15 protein-coding genes and 1 pseudogene are annotated in these 18,225 nt (G+C 59.7%); 8 read left to right on the top strand and 8 right to left on the bottom strand.

All coding sequences use genetic code 11. The features are described 5' to 3' along the window. Window positions 1–10: 10 nt before the first annotated feature. Window positions 11–1,471, bottom strand: a complete 1,461-nt coding sequence (mltF, locus tag AC1MDT_RS16455) for a membrane-bound lytic murein transglycosylase MltF (RefSeq protein WP_480418124.1) — start codon at window positions 1,469–1,471, stop codon at window positions 11–13. Window positions 1,472–1,745: 274 nt separating this feature from the next. Between mltF and purL the strand changes: the two genes are divergently transcribed. Together purL and AC1MDT_RS16445 are read left to right on the top strand one after the other, a co-directional pair. Then, window positions 1,746–5,642, top strand: a complete 3,897-nt coding sequence (gene purL, locus AC1MDT_RS16450; RefSeq protein ID WP_480418123.1) for a phosphoribosylformylglycinamidine synthase — start codon at window positions 1,746–1,748, stop codon at window positions 5,640–5,642. 5 nt (window positions 5,643–5,647) lie between these two features. After that, a complete protein-coding gene (locus AC1MDT_RS16445; protein WP_480418122.1) occupies window positions 5,648–5,959 on the top strand; it encodes an NGG1p interacting factor NIF3 in 312 nt (103 codons plus the stop codon). 260 nt (window positions 5,960–6,219) lie between these two features. On the opposite strand, the gene AC1MDT_RS16440 is transcribed toward AC1MDT_RS16445, so the two are convergent. From AC1MDT_RS16440 to AC1MDT_RS16430, 3 genes are all read right to left on the bottom strand, one after another. Next, window positions 6,220–6,816, bottom strand: coding sequence for a superoxide dismutase (locus tag AC1MDT_RS16440; protein WP_480418121.1), 597 nt, complete (start codon window positions 6,814–6,816; stop codon window positions 6,220–6,222). 176 nt (window positions 6,817–6,992) lie between these two features. Continuing rightward, window positions 6,993–7,595 (bottom strand): LysE/ArgO family amino acid transporter, encoded by a 603-nt coding sequence (locus AC1MDT_RS16435; RefSeq protein ID WP_201120376.1) that lies wholly within the window; start codon window positions 7,593–7,595, stop codon window positions 6,993–6,995. A 7-nt stretch (window positions 7,596–7,602) separates the two neighbouring features. Further along, entirely contained in the window at window positions 7,603–8,004 is a 402-nt protein-coding gene (locus tag AC1MDT_RS16430) for an ACT domain-containing protein (RefSeq protein WP_480418120.1), read from the bottom strand. Window positions 8,005–8,100: 96 nt separating this feature from the next. Here AC1MDT_RS16430 and AC1MDT_RS16425 point away from each other — a divergent pair, with 96 nt between their 5' ends. The 4 genes and pseudogenes from AC1MDT_RS16425 (at window position 8,101) to AC1MDT_RS16410 (ending at window position 11,794) form a co-directional block, all read left to right on the top strand. Further along, on the top strand, window positions 8,101–8,994 hold the full coding sequence (locus AC1MDT_RS16425; RefSeq protein ID WP_480418119.1) for a LysR family transcriptional regulator ArgP: 894 nt from the start codon (window positions 8,101–8,103) through the stop codon (window positions 8,992–8,994). A 54-nt stretch (window positions 8,995–9,048) separates the two neighbouring features. Continuing rightward, window positions 9,049–10,041, top strand: a complete 993-nt coding sequence (locus tag AC1MDT_RS16420) for an NAD-dependent epimerase/dehydratase family protein (RefSeq protein ID WP_414910133.1) — start codon at window positions 9,049–9,051, stop codon at window positions 10,039–10,041. Window positions 10,042–10,162: 121 nt separating this feature from the next. Beyond that, window positions 10,163–11,032: an ATPase gene (locus AC1MDT_RS16415; protein WP_480418118.1), complete on the top strand. Its 870-nt coding sequence runs from the start codon at window positions 10,163–10,165 to the stop codon at window positions 11,030–11,032. 122 nt (window positions 11,033–11,154) lie between these two features. Continuing rightward, window positions 11,155–11,794: pseudogene (locus AC1MDT_RS16410) on the top strand (cache domain-containing protein). 133 nt (window positions 11,795–11,927) lie between these two features. On the opposite strand, the gene AC1MDT_RS16405 reads toward AC1MDT_RS16410, so the two are convergent. Together AC1MDT_RS16405 and pobA are read right to left on the bottom strand one after the other, a co-directional pair. Beyond that, window positions 11,928–13,445, bottom strand: a complete 1,518-nt coding sequence (locus AC1MDT_RS16405; RefSeq protein ID WP_480418117.1) for an MDR family MFS transporter — start codon at window positions 13,443–13,445, stop codon at window positions 11,928–11,930. A gap of 79 nt (window positions 13,446–13,524) precedes the next feature. Continuing rightward, complete coding sequence (gene pobA, locus AC1MDT_RS16400) at window positions 13,525–14,718, bottom strand: 4-hydroxybenzoate 3-monooxygenase (protein WP_480418116.1); 1,194 nt, start codon at window positions 14,716–14,718, stop codon at window positions 13,525–13,527. 180 nt (window positions 14,719–14,898) lie between these two features. Here pobA and AC1MDT_RS16395 point away from each other — a divergent pair, with 180 nt between their 5' ends. Next, window positions 14,899–15,795 (top strand): helix-turn-helix domain-containing protein, encoded by an 897-nt coding sequence (locus AC1MDT_RS16395; RefSeq protein ID WP_480418115.1) that lies wholly within the window; start codon window positions 14,899–14,901, stop codon window positions 15,793–15,795. Between the two features lie 9 nt (window positions 15,796–15,804). Here AC1MDT_RS16395 and AC1MDT_RS16390 read toward each other — a convergent pair whose 3' ends face one another. Next, on the bottom strand, window positions 15,805–15,981 hold the full coding sequence (locus AC1MDT_RS16390; protein WP_201120358.1) for a hypothetical protein: 177 nt from the start codon (window positions 15,979–15,981) through the stop codon (window positions 15,805–15,807). A gap of 220 nt (window positions 15,982–16,201) precedes the next feature. After that, window positions 16,202–17,107: a LysR family transcriptional regulator gene (locus tag AC1MDT_RS16385; protein WP_480418114.1), complete on the bottom strand. Its 906-nt coding sequence runs from the start codon at window positions 17,105–17,107 to the stop codon at window positions 16,202–16,204. Between the two features lie 210 nt (window positions 17,108–17,317). Here AC1MDT_RS16385 and AC1MDT_RS16380 point away from each other — a divergent pair, with 210 nt between their 5' ends. Continuing rightward, on the top strand, window positions 17,318–18,199 hold the full coding sequence (locus AC1MDT_RS16380; RefSeq protein ID WP_480418113.1) for an MBL fold metallo-hydrolase: 882 nt from the start codon (window positions 17,318–17,320) through the stop codon (window positions 18,197–18,199). The last annotated feature ends 26 nt before the right edge of the window (window positions 18,200–18,225 follow it).

The raw sequence follows: 18,225 nt of genomic DNA, 5'->3' as shown, positions 1-18,225 counted from the left end.
GTGTAAGGCGTTAAAGCGGCGCAGGTTCCTGAGCCGGCTTGGACTTGTCGATCCCGGGCACATGCAGGTTGCCTTCAGCCACCTGATTGCCCTCAAGCTGTGGCTGCGTCACCCACGTCAGGATGTCGTAGTAGCGACGGATGTTCGCCACAAAATGCACCGGCTCGCCGCCTCGGGCATAGCCATAGCGCGTCTTGCTGTACCATTTCTTCTCTGACAGGCGTGGCAGGATTTTCTTCACGTCCAGCCACTTGTCCGGGTTCAGCCCTTCCTTCGCCGCCAGTTTGCGCGCGTCATCCAGGTGACCGCTGCCGACGTTGTAGGCCGCCAGTGCAAACCAGGTTCGATCCGGCTCCTGGATCGACTCATCGAGCTGATCCTTCATATAAACCAAGTACTTGGCACCACCCATGATGCTTTGTTTCGGGTCGAGTCGATTGGATACGCCCATGGCCTGCGCAGTGTTCTGGGTCAGCATCATCAAACCGCGCACGCCGGTCTTCGACGTGACGGCCGGCTGCCACAGTGACTCCTGATAACCGATCGCCGCCAGCAGTCGCCAGTCGACCTGTTCTTTCTTGGCGTAGTCCTTGAAGTGCTGTTCGTACTTGGGCAGCCGTTGCTGCAAGTGCTGGGCGAAGGTGGTCGCCCCCATGTAACCGAGCACATCGACGTGGCCGTAATAGCGGTCCTTCAAGCGTTGCAGGGTGCCATTGCTCTTCACCTTGTCGAGGTAGGCGTTGATCTCGTTGAGCAGGCTGTTGTCATCCCCGGCTGCCACGGCCCAGCTCTGGTTGCTGGCGTCACCGAGGTCAAAGGCGACCCGTATGTTGGTGAAATAGACCTGGTTCATTGCGACTTCGTTGGAGTCGACCAGGGTCAGATCGATCTGGCCTTCATCGACCATGCGCAGCAGGTCGACGACTTCAACCGCGTCGGACTCTTCGTATTCAATGCCGGGGTATTTCTTTTTCAGCGCCGCCAATTGTTGGGCGTGGGTGCTGCCCTTGAGCACCATGATCTTTTTGCCAACCAGGTCACCCGCGTCGGTGGGCCGTGACTGGCCGTTGCGGTAGATGATCTGCGGGGTGACTTCCAGGTAGGGGTGGGAAAACCGTACCTGCTTTTTGCGTGCTTCGCTGCTGACCAGGCCGGCGGCCGCCAGTACCGGGCCGTTGGGTTTGCCCACCTGACTGAACAGGTCGTCGAGGTTGTCGGCAGTTTCGATTTTGAGTTCGACCCCCAGATCTTCGGCGAAGCGCTTCACCAGCTCGTATTCGAAGCCGGTTTCACCGTTGCGATCCTGAAAGTAGGTGGCGGGGCTGTTGCGGGTAATCACCCGCAGCACGCCATCCTCCTTTACGCGCTCCAGCGTGTTGGGTTTATCAACACAGCCACTGAGCATCAGGAAGAGTCCGGTTGCGATCAGCCATTTGGCGTACCGCGGACGCAAAGCCGTTGGGGAAAACATCTGCGCAGTATACGCAAAGGACCACGAGCGCCATATCTCGACAGCGAAGGGCTTGTCTGCTAGAGGGCGAAAAACACGCTTGGAGCCCACAGGAATGGGCTCAAACGGCAATATATGAGTGTAAAAATAACCCGCGGCGAACCGTTGATTGGCGCCCAAATCCCCGGCCCGACGTTCGGAGATAGCCGCGCTTACCGTTTCGGGTGCTGTCGCGGGCGGTTTAGGCTAGAATGCACGGCCTCAAAGCACACCCCTTCCCGAGGCTGTCCCGAAGATGTTGATCCTGCGCGGCGCTCCTGCCCTTTCTGCCTTTCGCCACAGCAAACTCCTTGAGCAACTGAGCCAGAAGGTCCCGGCTGTCAGCGGCTTGTATGCTGAATTCGCTCACTTCGCCGAAGTTACCGGCGTCCTGACCGGCGACGAACAGCAGGTGCTTGCGCGCCTTCTGAAGTACGGCCCAAGTGTTCCAGTTCAAGAGCCGACCGGTCGTCTGTTCCTGGTGTTGCCACGGTTTGGCACTATCTCGCCATGGTCCAGTAAAGCCAGCGACATCGCTCGCAACTGCGGCCTGAGCAAGATCCAGCGCCTGGAGCGCGGCATCGCGTTCTACGTGGCCGGCCAGTTCAGCGACGCCGAAGCACAGCTGATTTCCGATGCTTTGCACGACCGCATGACCCAGATCGTCCTCGGTAACCTTGAACAGGCTGCCGGCCTGTTCAGCCACGCCGAACCCAAGCCACTGACCGCGATCGACGTGCTGGGTGGCGGCCGCGCCGCGCTGGAAAAAGCCAACACCGAGCTGGGCCTGGCCCTGGCCGAAGACGAAATCGACTACCTGGTCAACGCCTTCGTCGGCTTGAAGCGCAACCCGCATGACATCGAACTGATGATGTTCGCCCAGGCGAACTCCGAGCACTGCCGTCACAAGATCTTCAACGCCAGTTGGGATATCGATGGTCAGAGCCAGGAAAAAAGCCTGTTCGGCATGATCAAGAACACCTACGTGATGCACAGCGAAGGCGTTCTGTCGGCTTACAAGGACAACGCATCGGTGATCGTCGGCAACGTTGCCGGCCGTTTCTTCCCGGACCCTGAAACCCGCCAGTACGGCGCGGTGCAGGAACCGGTGCACATCCTGATGAAAGTTGAAACGCACAACCACCCGACCGCGATCGCCCCGTTCCCGGGCGCATCCACCGGTTCCGGTGGCGAGATTCGCGACGAAGGCGCTACCGGTCGTGGCGCCAAGCCAAAGGCTGGCCTGACCGGTTTCACCGTGTCCAACCTGCAAATCCCGGGCTTCGAACAGCCGTGGGAAGTGCCCTACGGCAAGCCGGAGCGCATCGTCACCGCGCTGGACATCATGATCGAAGGCCCATTGGGTGGCGCCGCGTTCAACAACGAATTCGGTCGTCCGGCCCTGACCGGTTATTTCCGTACCTTCGAACAGTCGATCACCACCCCGCGTGGCGAGGAAGTTCGCGGTTACCACAAGCCGATCATGCTGGCCGGCGGCATGGGTAACATCCGTGCCGAACACGTACAGAAAGGCGAGATCACCGTTGGCTCCAAGCTGATCGTGCTCGGCGGCCCGGCGATGCTGATCGGTCTGGGCGGTGGTGCAGCTTCCTCCATGGCCACCGGCACCAGCTCGGCAGACCTGGACTTCGCTTCCGTACAGCGCGAAAACCCTGAGATGGAACGTCGCTGCCAGGAAGTCATCGACCGTTGCTGGCAGTTGGGTGAACACAACCCGATCAGCTTCATCCACGACGTCGGTGCGGGCGGTCTGTCCAACGCCTTCCCTGAACTGGTCAACGACGGCAACCGTGGCGGTCGCTTCGAACTGCGCAACATTCCAAACGACGAGCCGGGCATGGCCCCGCACGAAATCTGGAGTAACGAATCCCAGGAACGTTATGTTCTGGCAGTGGGCCCGGCTGACTTCGACCGCTTCCAGGCGATCTGCGAACGTGAGCGTTGCCCGTTTGCTGTCGTCGGTGAAGCCACTGCCGAGCCGCAACTGACTGTCACCGACAGCCACTTCGGCAACAGCCCGGTGGACATGCCACTCGAAGTGCTGCTGGGCAAAGCGCCACGCATGCACCGTTCGGCCGTTCGTGAAAACGAACTGGGCGATGACTTCGATCCAGGCACGCTGGAAATTGCCGACTGCGTCGAGCGTGTCCTGCATCACCCGGCCGTGGCCAGCAAAAGCTTCCTGATCACCATCGGCGACCGCACCATCACCGGCCTCGTGGCCCGTGACCAAATGGTCGGCCCGTGGCAGGTTCCGGTGGCTGACGTTGCCGTCACCGCCACCAGCTTCGACGTTTACACCGGTGAAGCCATGGCCATGGGCGAGCGGACTCCGCTGGCACTGCTGGACGCTCCGGCGTCGGGCCGCATGGCCATCGGCGAAACCCTGACCAACATCGCCGCTTCGCGTATCAACAAGATCTCCGACATCAAACTGTCGGCCAACTGGATGTCCGCTGCCGGGCACCCGGGTGAAGACGCGCGTCTGTATGACACCGTGAAAGCGGTCGGCATGGAGCTGTGTCCTGATCTGGGCATCACCATTCCAGTGGGCAAGGACTCGATGTCCATGGCCACGCGCTGGAATGATGAAGGCGTCGACAAGACCGTGACGTCGCCGATGTCCCTGATCGTGACCGGTTTTGCACCAGTGGCTGACATCCGTCAGACCCTGACGCCGGAATTGCGCATGAACAAAGGCACCACCGACCTGATCCTGATCGATCTGGGCCGTGGTCAGAACCGCATGGGCGCCTCGATTCTCGCTCAGGTTCACGGCAAGCTGGGCTCGCAAGCGCCGGACGTCGATGACGCCGAAGACCTGAAAGCCTTCTTCGCGGTGATCCAGGGCCTCAACGCCGATGGTCACCTGCTGGCTTACCACGACCGTTCCGACGGCGGTCTGCTGACCAGCGTGGTGGAAATGGCGTTTGCCGGCCACTGCGGTCTGAGCCTGAACCTCGACGGTCTGGCAGAAACGTCCGCCGACATCGCTGCGATCCTGTTCAACGAAGAACTGGGTGCGGTGATTCAGGTTCGTCAGGACGCCACACCGGACATCCTCGCGCAGTTCAGCGCTGCCGGTTTGGGCGACTGTGTGTCGGTGATCGGTCAGCCGATGAACAACGGCCAGATCAACATCACCTTCAACGGCGAAACCGTGTTCGAAGGTCAGCGCCGTCTGCTGCAACGTCAGTGGGCTGAAACCAGCTACCAGATCCAGCGTCTGCGTGATAACGCCGACTGCGCCGAGCAAGAGTTCGACGTGTTGCTGGAAGAAGACAACCCGGGCCTGAGCGTCAAGCTGAGTTACGACGTGAACCAGGACGTCGCTGCGCCTTACATCAAGAAAGGCATTCGCCCACAAGTTGCCGTACTGCGTGAGCAAGGCGTCAACGGTCAGGTGGAAATGGCGGCCGCGTTCGACCGTGCCGGTTTCAACGCGATCGACGTGCACATGAGCGACATTCTGGCCGGCCGTGTCGACCTGAACGAGTTCAAAGGCCTGGTGGCGTGCGGCGGTTTCTCCTACGGCGACGTCTTGGGTGCCGGTGAAGGCTGGGCCAAGTCCGCGCTGTTCAACAGCCGTGCTCGCGATGCGTTCCAGGGCTTCTTCGAACGTAACGACAGCTTCACCCTCGGCGTGTGCAACGGTTGCCAGATGATGTCCAACCTGCACGAACTGATCCCGGGCAGCGAGTTCTGGCCGCACTTCGTGCGTAACCGTTCCGAACAGTTCGAAGCGCGCGTGGCGATGGTTCAGGTCCAGGAATCGAACTCGATCTTCCTGCAGGGCATGGCCGGTTCGCGCATGCCGATCGCCATCGCTCACGGCGAAGGTCATGCCGAGTTCGCCAGCGAAGAAGCGTTGCTGGAAGCCGATCTGTCGGGTTGCGTGGCCATGCGTTTCGTCGACAACCATGGCAAGGTCACCGAGCAATACCCGGCCAACCCGAACGGCTCGCCGCGCGGGATCACCGGGCTGACCAGCCGTGACGGTCGCGTGACCATCATGATGCCGCACCCGGAGCGTGTGTTCCGCGCGGTGCAGAACTCGTGGCGTTCGGAAGACTGGAACGAAGACGCACCTTGGATGCGTATGTTCCGTAATGCTCGCGTGTGGGTGAACTAAGCGCCGTGTACAAGCTCAGTTTTTTTGTTCCGGACAGTCATATAGAGGTGGTCAAAAGTGCCGTGTTCGCTGCCGGTGGTGGGCGAATCGGGGCTTATGATCACTGCGCGTGGCAGGTGCTTGGGCGAGGTCAGTTTCGGCCATTGGACGGCAGTCAGCCGTTCATTGGCGAAGCGGGGCAGGTCGAGCAGGTTGAGGAATGGAAAGTTGAGCTGGTGGTGGCGGATGAGTTGATTCGTTCGGTGGTGATGGCTCTGAAAGCGAGTCATCCCTACGAGACCCCGGCTTACGAGGTGTGGCGGTTGGAAGATTTCTGATCCTGCTGCCGTCATGAAAAACCCGCTGATTCGTCAGCGGGTTTTTTATTGCCTGCTGAAAAAGTAGGCACTTTCTCGACGCGATAAAAAACCCGGCTAACGCTGTGATGCTCTATGTAGGAGCGAGCTTGCTCGCGATGGACTCAAGAACGCTGCGTTTAGCCAGTAAACACGCGTTATCGTTAACGACCATCGCGAGCAAGCTCGCTCCTACAATTCGACATCACGGCAAAAGCCGGGTTTTTTGAGTGGCGTCGATCTTAAGCGGTGAAGGTTTTGCCTTCGAACTGCTCAGCCACGAATTTCCAGTTGACCAGGTTCCAGAACGCTTCGACATACTTTGGACGAACGTTGCGGTAGTCGATGTAGTAAGCGTGTTCCCAGACGTCGCAGGTCAGCAGCGGGGTGTCGCCGTTGGTCAGCGGGTTGCCGGCGCCGATGGTGCTGGCCAGGGCCAGGGAACCGTCAGCCTTTTTCACCAGCCAGCCCCAACCGGAACCGAAGGTGCCGATGGACGTCTTGCTGAACTCTTCCTTGAACTTGTCGAACGAACCGAAGGTTGCGTTGATGGCGTCGCCAAGCGCGCCGGTTGGTTGACCGCCGGCGTTTGGCGCCATGCAGTTCCAGTAGAACGTGTGGTTCCAGACTTGAGCGGCGTTGTTGAAGATGCCACCCGAGGAAGTCTTGACGATTTGTTCCAGGGTCTTGCCTTCGAACTCGGTGCCTGGCACCAGGTTGTTCAGGTTCACGACATAGGTGTTGTGGTGCTTGTCGTGGTGGTATTCCAGAGTTTCCTTGGAAATGTGCGGCTGCAGGGCATCGTGTGCGTAAGGCAGCGGCGGCAATTCGAAAGCCATGATGATTCTCCTAATCAGATCAGTTGCGGTGAGCGCAAGGCCGATCACGGGCGGCCAGACAAGCGCCGGGGAGTTTGTACTCTTTGCGGCGCATCGGACCGGATCATAGCACCGGGGTGGCGGCATAACCACGCAACAACTGTGTGGAATAGAGGTTCCAGAGCCTTTTGGAATAATCAGGGTGTGGTGATTAATTGAAAGGCCACAGTGAACATCATCACCGCCACCAGCAAATCGAGGATTCGCCAGGTACTCGGCCGCGCCAGCCATGGCGCCAACCAGGCAGCACCCAGCGCCAGAGTGAAAAACCACAGCAACGATGCGCTGGCCGCGCCGACGACATAGGCGCCGGGCTCGGTTTGTTGGGCGCCGAGGGAGCCGATCAGCAGCACCGTGTCCAGATAGACGTGCGGGTTGAGCAGCGTCACGGCCAGGGCGCTGAGCATCACCGCTCGCAGTGAGCGTACGGTCTGGTGCTCACCTTGCTGCAAACTTTGCTTCGAACAGGCCCTACGCAACGCCTGACTGCCATACCAGATCAGAAAGACGGCGCCGCCCCAACGGGCAACGGCCAGCAAGGTCGGGTTTTGCGCCAGCACCGTCGCCAGGCCGAATACGCCGGCGGCGACCAATAATGCATCGCACGTCACACAGAGCGCTGCCACCGGCAGGTGATGTTCGCGCCGAAGGCTTTGAGCGAGCACAAATGCATTCTGAGTGCCGATCGCCATGATCAGCCCGGCGGCCACTAACAGGCCATTTACATAACTTTGCCACATAAGCTGTTTACTCCGCGTTGGCTGCCAGATCGCGCAGCACTTGCATTGCGCGTTGGGCGTGGGACTGACCGACGAATAGGTGGTCGTGGTAGTAACCGGCGATCACATTGCAGCTGATGCCGGCGTTGCCCAGTGCCGTCGCGAAGGCGGCGGTCAGGCCGACGGCTTCGAGGGCCGAATGCACGTTCAAGGTGATCCACGCGGCGATGTAATCGAAACTGAAACCGGCCTTCTCGGCATGGGAGCGCTCGAGAATCACCGTCAGACCTTCCTGTTCGCGAAAGCTGCCGACGATCTCAAGGTCCGCCGGCAGCTTGCCGTCGCGCAGGGTGCAGAACACGTAATCGCCAGCGTTGAGTTGGGGGCTCATGCTGCGCAAAAGAGTGGCCAATGACGTTTCGCCAGCCATGTCGGTATTCCTTGTTCAAGAGTTCTTGTCGGGCATTCTCCGCTGCTAAGCTGTATAAGAAAAACCAATCATGCTGATCGCTCATTAGGAAAACTGATGTTCGACTATAAATTGCTGTCTGCCTTGGCCGCCGTCGTCGAGCAGGCCGGTTTCGAACGTGCCGCGCAGGTGCTTGGCTTGTCGCAATCGGCCATCTCCCAACGCATCAAATTGCTTGAGGCGCGGGTCGGTCAACCAGTGCTGGTGCGGGTCACACCGCCCGCCCCGACGGACATTGGCCGTCGGTTGCTCAACCATGTGCAGCAGGTGCGTTTGCTCGAGCGTGACTTGCAAACGCTGGTACCGGCGCTCGACGAAGAAGGGCTGCCGGAACGTCTGCGTATCGCCCTGAATGCCGACAGCCTCGCCACCTGGTGGGCGGAGGCGGTGGGGGCCTTTTGCGCGGAGCAACATCTGTTGCTCGATCTGGTGGTGGAGGATCAGACCGTCGGCCTCAAACGCATGCGCGCCGGTGAAGTGGCGGCTTGCGTCTGTGCCAGCGAACGTCCGGTGGCTGGCGCGCGTAGCGTGTTGCTGGGTGCGATGCGCTATCGAGCGCTGGCCAGTCCCGCCTTTATTGCCCGGCATTTTGCGCAAGGTGTGCGCGCCGATCAGCTATCGAAAACCCCGGCGCTGGTCTTCGGTCCCGACGACTTCCTACAGCATCGCTACCTTGCGTCCCTCGGCGTGGATGGCGGTTTCGAACACCATTTATGCCCGTCGTCCGAAGGCTTTATCCGCCTCACAGAAGCGGGGCTTGGCTGGGGACTGGTGCCTGAATTACAGGTGCGCGAGCAACTGGAACGAGGCCTGTTGGTGGAGCTTTTGCCAGATAAGCCCATCGATGTGCCGCTGTACTGGCATCATTGGCGTAATGGCGGTCAGTTATTGGGGTTGCTGACCGACCAATTGGTGCGCTCGTCGAAGCAATGGCTGGTGCCGTTGGACTGATGGGCAGCGTCAAGACTCACGCATTACGCAAAACGAAAGACATCGGAGCTCTACATGAAAATTCTGGTTACCGGCGCAAGCGGCTTCATTGGCGGGCGCTTTGCGCGTTTTGCCCTGGAGCAGGGCCTGGATGTGCGGGTCAATGGTCGCCGGGCCGAAAGCGTCGAACACCTGGTGCGCCGTGGCGCCGAGTTCATTCAGGGCGACTTGAGCGATCCGGAACTGGCGCGTGAGCTGTGCTCAGACGTCGAAGCCGTGGTGCATTGCGCCGGCGCGGTGGGCGTGTGGGGGCGTTATCAGGACTTCCATCTAGGCAACGTGCAAGTCACCGAAAACGTGGTCGAGGCCTGCCTGAAACAGCGGGTGCGACGCCTGGTGCACTTATCGTCGCCCTCGATCTATTTCGATGGTCGCGATCATCTTGGGTTGACTGAAGAACAAGTCCCCAAGCGCTTCAAGCATCCCTACGCCGCCACCAAGTACCTGGCCGAGCAAAAAGTCTTCGGTGCCCAGGAGTTCGGGCTCGAAACCCTGGCCCTGCGCCCGCGCTTCGTGACCGGCGCCGGTGACATGAGCATCTTTCCACGGCTGCTGAAGATGCAGCGCAAGGGGCGCCTGGCGATTGTCGGCAATGGCCTGAACAAGGTCGATTTCACCAGCGTGCAAAACCTCAATGAAGCGTTGCTCAGCAGCTTGCTGGCCAGCGGCTCGGCGTTGGGAAAGGCGTACAACATCAGCAATGGCACGCCGATTCCGTTATGGGATGTGGTCAATTACGTCATGCGTAAAATGGAAGTCCCACAAGTAACCCGCTATCGTTCCTACGGTTTGGCCTACACCGTCGCGGCGCTCAATGAGGGCGTGTGCAAGCTGTGGCCCGGTCGTCCCGAGCCGACGATGTCGCGACTGGGCATGCAAGTCATGAACAAAAATTTCACCCTGGACATCAGCCGCGCCCGGCATTATCTGGATTACGATCCGAAGGTCAGTCTCTGGACGGCCCTGGATGAATTCTGTGGCTGGTGGAAGGCCCAGGACATTCACTGAGTTTGCGGCAACCCGCCTCCCGACACTGAACCGAGTTCGGGCTTGAGGGTCAATCGGTGCGGCAGTGGGGTTTATACTGCGCCGCATCAAGCCATCACCGCGTTCCACAAAGGTTGACTCAATGTCCATGCGTAACGATGCCAACGACGATTTTGACAATGTACCCAGCCTGCGCGCCGACAATCTCGACGACGATGATTTTGTACCCAGCGCTCGCACCTCCGTGCATTCGCGGCCCGCACCGGTCGTCAAGGTCAAAGGGCCGAGCACCGGGCCGTTGTGGGCGCTGGTCGGCGCCTTGCTCTTTGCGTTCGCCGGCCTTGCCTGGTGGAGCTTTCAGCAGCTCACGCTGATGGAGCAGCAATTGGTGGCGACCCAGGAAAGTTTCGCACGCATCAGTGAGGAAGCGGCGGGGCGCTTGCAGGACATATCCGGCAAGGTGGTGGCCAGCCAGACCAACGTCACCAGCGACAGCGAAGCGCTGAAACTGCAAATCAAACAACTGGAAAGCAAACTCCAGGATCAGAGCCAGCAGCAGCAAGGCGTTGCAGGCCAGACTTCGGAGCTGGACAAGCGTCTGGCGCAGATGACGGCGCAAACCACTGATCTGGATAAGCGCCTGGCGCAGGCAACCGCTCAGAACACAGAGTTCCAGACCGCCAATACACAATTGCAGGCACAGGTCAAAGCCTTGAGCAGTGACCTGGCCGCATTGAAAAGCGCCCCGGCGGATACCGGCCAAGTCGATGCGGAACTTAAAAGTCTAAACACCGACATCGCCGCATTGAAGAAGCAAGGCAACCCGAGCGCAGCCATCGAGCGTCTGGAGCAAGACATGATTGTGCTGAAAAGCCAGCAGGACAATCGCCCCCAAGGAGCCACCAACATCGCCGAGTTCGACTCTTTCCGCGCTCAGGTCACCCGCACCATCAACACCCTTCAAGCGCAGATCCAGAACCTGCAGCAACAACTCCGCGCCCGGCCACAATAATCCGGCCGGCCCCCGTATGTAGGAGCGAGCTTGCTCGCGATGAATTCGAAGCCGGCGCATTTATCCAGGCAGTGCGCGTCATCGTTGACGCCCATCGCGAGCAAGCTCGCTCCTACAGGGCGATGCTATTGCTGTGCCTGGGCCACGCTCAAGCCGCCGGGACAGAAAAAGACGACAGCAAGGCCGCCAGGGCCTTGCTGGAAAAAACGCTGGCCTACTACCACAACAATGGCGACAAGGCCTTTCCCGGAGGCCAATGGCATTCAGCAGGTGGAATATCGCTGGCAGAACGGGTCTGATGGCAAGGTTGAACGCAAACACGTGTTCTACCAGCGCGTCGGCCAGCGAATCCTGGCGGTCGGTTACTACCTGCCACGAGCGTCGGCGGAGCAGGCCATGGCGTTGTTGAATAAAGCGGCAGCGGATCTGGCCAAGGACGAGAAGGGCACGCTGACGGCGATCAACTCGCTTAAGGGCGGTTACCTGCAGGACGACTTGTATGTGTTCGTCGTCGACCTGGATACCCAGCGTTATGTCGCTCACGGGACCAATTTACGGTTGATCAACACCGATTTCAGCAAGATCAAAGACCCGGAAGACAAACCGGTGGGCGAGCCGATCCTGGCGTTGATTGCCAAGCAGGATGACGGCGAATACGAATACCGCTGGAAAAACCCGGTGACCGGGAAGGTCGAGGACAAACATGCCTACCTGAAAAAGGTCGGGCATTATCTGGTGGCTGTCGGGTATTACAGCCCTTGATTAGTGGCATCAGTGATGATGCCATCGCGAGCAAGCTCGCTCCCACATTGGATCTCCAGCGGCCACACATTTTGTGTACGACACCAATCACTGTGGGAGCGAGCTTGCTCGCGATGGCCGAGACTCGGTCTATCTATCGAACCTTATCCTCACGCCCACGCAACAACATGTTCGGCATGGCAATCGCCGCCGTCAATCCCAACAACGATACTGCCGCGCTGACCATCAGCAAATGCCGGAAGGTCAGCAACAGCTCGGCGCGCAAGGCGTTCTGCGCGTCCCCAGGCGCGGCGTTCAAGCCGTCCAGCAAGACATTCCCCGAACCGCCCTCGGCAATCATCGACGAACCGGCCAGATGGGCGAAGCTCGAATCCTGCAACAACGCCAACAGCAGCGCTGACATCAACGCCACGCCCACTGCACCGCCCAGCGAGCGGAACAGGTTGGTGGTGCTGGTGGCGACACCGATGTCTCGCTGGTCCACCGAATTCTGCGTGCCGACCAATGAAGTCGGGAACTGCATGCCCGACGCAATCCCGCAGAGCAGCATGAACACGCTGCTCAGCAGCACCGCTTGGGGCGGGCTGAACGCCATGCCGAGAATCGAAAGCGGCATGAGCAGGGCGCCGCTCAGGATCATCGGTTTGTAGCGCCCGGTCACCGAGGTCCGACGGCCGGCGAAGTACGCGCCAACGGGCAGCCCCATGGCCAGCGGCAGCAAGTGCAGGGCGGCGCTGTCCGCCCCGGCGCCAGTGACGCTCTGGAAGCGCAGCGGCATCAGCACAATCAACGAAATCGCCTGGAAACTGGTGAAGAAAATCGTGCACCAGCACAGGACCGCATTGTGATTGGCGAACAGGTGCATCGGCAGCAATGGCTCCCGTGCCCGGCGCTCGTACCAGACGAACGACGCCAGACCGACAAGGGCGCAGCCCAGCAAGCCCAATACTTCGGCACTGCGCCATGAATGACCCTGACCCACCTGGGTGATGCCGAGTAACAAGGCAGTCAAACCGATGATCATCAGCAGGGTGCCGAGGTAATCAATGACCGGTTTGCGTTGCGGTATCGGCAGTCCCACCAACGTGCGATTAGCCACCAGCCAGGCACCCAGGCCCAGCGGCAGATTGATCAGGAACACCCAGCGCCAGGACAGGTATTCGGTCATGTAACCGCCAAGCACCGGGCCGGCCACGCTGGCGACGGCGTACATGCTGCTGAAGTAACCTTGATAGCGGCCGCGTTCCCGAGGCGGCACGATGTCGCCGATGATCGCCTGACTCACCGAAACCATCCCGCCAGCGCCAATGCCCTGGATAATCCGCGCCAGCACCAGTTGCTCCATGCTCTGGGCCATGCCACAGAACAACGACGCGAGCGTGAACACGCCCATGCCAAACAGCATCAACTTGCGGCGGCCGTACAGATCGCCGAGTTTGCCGTAGATCGGCACGGCCACCGTCATCGCCACCATGTAGCCGGAAATCACCCAGGCCAGCAGATTGACGTCCTTGAATTGCGCGGAAATGGCCGGCATCGACACGGCGACGATGGTCTGGTCCAGCGCGGCGAGAAAGATCGCCAGCATCAGCGCGATCAATACACTGCGAATGGCCGGTTTGGGCGTTTGAGGCTGGTGGAGATTGGTCACGGGTAAAACCTGCGGGCAGTGATTGTCCCGCAAGGAGCAAGGCGAGCGGGGATGCTCGCCAGTGTAAGTCGGTAGCAGGCTATTCGATAGCCTCATATGGAAGCCCGACGTAATTTTCTGCAATGGTCTTTCGACCCGCCTCGGAGTCTACAAAATACGCCAGCTCCGACTCGGCAATCCGCTGACTGAAGCCGTCGTGATCGTCGAAGCGGTGCAGCATCGACGTCATCCACCACGAAAAGCGCTCGGCTTTCCACACCCGGCGCAGGCATACCTCAGAGTATTTCTCCAGCAAATCGACACGGCCTTCGCGGTAAACCTTCTGCAGGATATTGAACAGCGTACTGACGTCGCTGGCGGCCAGGTTAAGGCCCTTGGCTCCCGTCGGCGGGACGATGTGTGCCGCGTCACCGACCAGGAACATTCGCCCGTATTGCATGGGCTCGACCACAAAACTGCGCAGCGGCGCGATGCTTTTTTCGATGGACGGCCCGGTCACCAATGACTCGGCCAACGCGCCAGGCAGGCGAGATTTGAGTTCATCCCAGAAGCGCTGATCGGACCAGTTTTCCACCTGCTCATCGGCCGGCACCTGCAGGTAATAGCGAGTGCGCATTGCCGAGCGCATGCTGCACAGGGCAAAGCCGCGTTGGTGGCTGGCGTAGACCAACTCGTCATGGACCGGCGGGGTGTCGGCGAGAATCCCGAGCCAGCCAAACGGGTAGACCCGCTCGAACACCTTAAGGCTTTCGGCGGGAATCGACTGCCGAGCCACACCATGGAAGCCGTCGCAACCGGCGATATAGTCACAATCGAGCCGAAACGTCTCACCGTCCTTTTCGAACGTGACGAACGCTTCAGCGGTTTTCATGCCGTGAGGCACGACGTTGTGCGCCTCGTAGATCGTCGTTGCAGCAGCGATCTGACGAGCGGCCATCAGGTCGCGAGTGACTTCGGTCTGGCCGTAGATCATCACCGTTTTGCCACCGGTCAGGGCGTGCAGATCGATGTGCACCAGACGCCCGTCGAGGGCCAGTTCGAACCCGCCATGCACCAGCCCTTCGGCGTCCATGCGCTGCCCCACGCCAGCCTGACGCAGCAGCTCTACCATGCCTTGTTCGAGAACACCGGCACGGATTCGACCGAGCACATAATCCGGTGTTTGGCGTTCGAGGATGAGGGTGTCGATACCGGCGTTGTGCAGCAATTGGCCGAGCAACAATCCGGAGGGGCCAGCACCGATAATGGCAACTTGGGTTTTCAGGGCTTTCATTGTTTTTATGACTCGCAAGTTTCACGCGACCAAGGCCGGTGAATGATTTTTATGGATCGAGTGCTTGCATTTTTCACTTGCGAGTCTGTCAATTGAAGGTGAAAACTGAGCCGATACCTGGACATTCTGCCAATCGGTGCGATTATCGCCCGTCACATCCCCGAGGCCTGGATTGAAGTGATGAACAAGCCTGCCCTGCCTTCGATTCCCGTGTTCAAGCTCTATGGTGAAAGCCTGGACTGGCCGACCCCGGACTTGCTGCACTGTGAAACCATTTCCAAACGCAGCCGCGAACATCAATGGGAAATCAAACCCCATCGCCACGCAGATTTATGTCAACTGCTCTTCGTTTTCAAAGGTCAGGCAGAGCTTGAAATCGAAGGCAAACGCACGCAACTGAGCGAACCGGCGATCCTGGTTTTGCCGCCGTTATCGGTGCATGGCTATCGTTTTTCCGAAGATGTCGAAGGGTTTGTCGTCACCCTGGCCGCGCCGCTGATTGCTCATCTTCAAGCGCAACTGGGTCACTCGGTGAATGCCCTGGCCCAGGCCGAAAGTTATCCGGCGGGCAAGGACAGCGACTACTTGAATAGTCTGTTTTCGGCGCTGCAAAGCGAATACACCGGCCATCAACCCGCGCGGGAAATGCTCATGCATTCGCTGGTCAGCGTGATCATGGTGTGGGTCAGCCGTCAGGTGCTTCAGCGCCGCTCGGCCACTCAGCGTCCGCAGCGTGCCCGGGAATACCTCAACGGTTTTATTCAATTGGTCGAGGAGACTTATCGCCAGCACGTCAAGGTCGAGGACCTGGCCCATCGATTGGGGATTTCCGTGTCGCACCTCAACGGCACCTGCCGTGAACTGGCGGGACAACCGGCGTTGCAGATCATGCACGAACGTCAATTGCTGGAGGCCAAGCGTTTGCTGACCTACACCAGCATGACCATTTACGAAATGTCCGACGTGTTGGGGTTCTCTGATCCGACCAACTTCACGCGTCTTTTCCGGCGCCGAGTGGGGATCTCGCCCAAGGCTTTTCGCGACCACTTGAAGGCCGATCAGGACAACCAGGCTTGATCCCCTGCGTTACCGCAGGGCATTGAGGGTGGCGTTGTGGGGGATGCAGCGTTCAAAGTTGCAGCTCGCGTATTCACGGGGCAAGTTGCGTAGCTGTTCGACGCGCCAGGCGGCAGCGCCATACAGCCCGAGCGTGACCGCGCAAGTCACAAAAATCGCGAGGTATCTTCTTGTTTTGATGTTCATGGCGCTGACCTCTGAACGAATACCCTTGGGTATTACTTTCAGCATAGGTCAGCGCCGGTGAGTTGCCACTTAAGCGGTATTCACATGTAACCCGGTATTCAGAACACTGATGAACCCCTGTGGGAGCGAGCTTGCTCGCGATAGCGGTTGATCATTCAATAAAGATGCTTACTGACACACCGCTATCGCGAGCAAGCTCGCTCCCACATTTTTGATCCGGTTACAGTCCGACATCCCACGCGGGTTCTTCCGGGAACCTCAACACCAGAAAATCCAGCAGGCTACGCAGCGCCGCCGGCATGTGTTTGCGTGAGGCATACACGGCGTACACGTTCATCTGTCGCGGTTCGGCCTGGGGCAGCAGGCGGATCAGTTCGCCGCTGTGGATATGTACGCCGGCCTGATAACTGGGGAGCATGGCCACGCCGGCACCGGCCATGGCCGCGCGCAGCAGGGTGCTGGCTTCGTTGGCGCTGATGTTGCCCTGCACCGGCACCGAGACCGGTTCGCCGCCCTGCTCGAAATGCCAGAGGCTTTTGCCGAAGTAGGAATGGGTCAGGCAATTGTGCAGGCTCAAATCCTCGACCCGTTGCGGTGCGGGGTGTTCGCGCAGGTAAGCGGGGGAGGCGCAGATCACCGAGCGGCAGACCGTCAGTCGCCGGGCGATCAGGTTGGGGTCGAGGTCGTTGCTGGTGCGAATCGCCAGGTCGATACGCTCATCCACCAGGTTCACCGTGCGGTCGAGCATTTGCATGTCGATGCTGACGCCAGGGTAGCGTTTGACGTAAGCCGCGATGGCGTCCGCCAGTTGCGCCTGGCCGAACGAGGTGCTGACGCTGACGCGCAGCAAGCCGCGCGGGGCATCGTCGGGTTCGCTGACGGCCGCTTGCATATCTGTGGATAAGTCGAGCATCTGTCGGCAGCGGGGCAGGATTTCGTTGCCGGCGGCGGTCAGGCTCAATTTGCGGGTGGTGCGATGCATCAGGCGCGCGCCGACCCAGTCCTCCAGCTCCGCCAGATACCGCGACACCACCGGGCGTGACAGGTCCAGATGATCGGCGGCGGCCGACTGGCTGCCGAGGTCAACGACCGTGACGAACACGCGCATTGCTTGTAGACGATCCATGATTTGCCCACTTTTAGAAACAAACTATGTCCCAGCTTCGCATTTTTTGTACTGACTCAGGCAACTAAGCTCTGTTCCCTTGTAGGAGCGAGCTTGCTCGCGATGGTCGTTAACGATTACGCGTACTTACCGATTGAACGCGGCGATTTTTCGTCCATCGCGAGCAAGCTCGCTCCTACAAAGGGCATTCATCGGACAACGGAGCAACACATGATCGGCTTCACCTCTCTCAAACGCCTGTTGCTGGCCACCGCCACCCTCGGCTTCGCGGCCCACGCAGCGGCGACCTCGACGCTGACGCTGGACGTGTACAACCCGGGCGAGAAAGCGATCTTCCCCGTGACGTCGGTATTGGTCAGCGGTGAGAAGGACGCGATCCTGGTCGACGCGCAATTCGGCAAATCCCAGGCTGAGCAACTGGTGGAGAAGATCCGTGCCAGTGGCAAGCAACTGACCACCATTTACATCAGCCACGGCGACCCGGATTACTACTTCGGCCTGGACACCCTGACCCGCGCATTCCCACAAGCCAAGGTGCTGGCCTCGCAACCGACGGTGGATCACATCAAACAAACCGTCGACGGCAAACTGGCGTTCTGGGGGCCGAAAATGGGGGCTGACGTGCCGGCCAAAACCATCGTCCCGGATGTCCTCAAAGGGGACAGCCTGATCCTCGAAGGGCAGAAATTGCAGGTGGTGGGACTTGAAGGCAAGCAGCCGGATCGCACTTTCGTATGGATTCCGTCGATCAAGGCCGTGGTCGGTGGCGTGGTCGTCGCAGAAAACATCCACGTCTGGATGGCTGACACCCAAACGGCGCAGTCCCATACCGACTGGTTGGCTACGCTGCACTCCATCGAAACCTTGAAACCGAAAACCATCGTGCCGGGTCACACCCTCGGTAACAGTGCCCGTTCGCTGGCCGCGGTGCAGTTCACCGCCGATTACATCAAGGCCTTCGACGAAGAAACCGCCAAGGCCAAGGACTCTGCCGCGCTGATCGCTGCGATGCAGAAACGTTACCCGACACTGGGCGAAGAAAGCTCGCTGGCGCTGAGCGCCAAAGTCGCCAAGGGCGAGATGAAGTGGTAACTCGCCCTGCCACTGCCAAAAATTGC

Source organism: Pseudomonas sp. ASL7, assembly GCF_056680375.1.
Note: the sequence above shows the minus strand (reverse complement) of the source record. Positions and strands in the feature narration are given on the sequence as shown.

What these genes read in the sequence shown, in the direction of transcription:
- pobA (WP_480418116.1), bottom strand. Translation starts at nt 14,718, where the DNA reads ATGAAAGCCCTGAAAACCCAAGTTGCCATTATCGGTGCTGGCCCCTCC.
- AC1MDT_RS16385 (WP_480418114.1), bottom strand. Translation starts at nt 17,107, where the DNA reads ATGGATCGTCTACAAGCAATGCGCGTGTTCGTCACGGTCGTTGACCTC.
- purL (WP_480418123.1), top strand. Translation starts at nt 1,746, where the DNA reads ATGTTGATCCTGCGCGGCGCTCCTGCCCTTTCTGCCTTTCGCCACAGC.
- AC1MDT_RS16395 (WP_480418115.1), top strand. Translation starts at nt 14,899, where the DNA reads ATGAACAAGCCTGCCCTGCCTTCGATTCCCGTGTTCAAGCTCTATGGT.
- AC1MDT_RS16430 (WP_480418120.1), bottom strand. Translation starts at nt 8,004, where the DNA reads ATGGCTGGCGAAACGTCATTGGCCACTCTTTTGCGCAGCATGAGCCCC.
- mltF (WP_480418124.1), bottom strand. Translation starts at nt 1,471, where the DNA reads ATGTTTTCCCCAACGGCTTTGCGTCCGCGGTACGCCAAATGGCTGATC.
- AC1MDT_RS16420 (WP_414910133.1), top strand. Translation starts at nt 9,049, where the DNA reads ATGAAAATTCTGGTTACCGGCGCAAGCGGCTTCATTGGCGGGCGCTTT.
- AC1MDT_RS16440 (WP_480418121.1), bottom strand. Translation starts at nt 6,816, where the DNA reads ATGGCTTTCGAATTGCCGCCGCTGCCTTACGCACACGATGCCCTGCAG.
- AC1MDT_RS16390 (WP_201120358.1), bottom strand. Translation starts at nt 15,981, where the DNA reads ATGAACATCAAAACAAGAAGATACCTCGCGATTTTTGTGACTTGCGCG.
- AC1MDT_RS16380 (WP_480418113.1), top strand. Translation starts at nt 17,318, where the DNA reads ATGATCGGCTTCACCTCTCTCAAACGCCTGTTGCTGGCCACCGCCACC.
- AC1MDT_RS16425 (WP_480418119.1), top strand. Translation starts at nt 8,101, where the DNA reads ATGTTCGACTATAAATTGCTGTCTGCCTTGGCCGCCGTCGTCGAGCAG.
- AC1MDT_RS16415 (WP_480418118.1), top strand. Translation starts at nt 10,163, where the DNA reads ATGTCCATGCGTAACGATGCCAACGACGATTTTGACAATGTACCCAGC.
- AC1MDT_RS16435 (WP_201120376.1), bottom strand. Translation starts at nt 7,595, where the DNA reads ATGTGGCAAAGTTATGTAAATGGCCTGTTAGTGGCCGCCGGGCTGATC.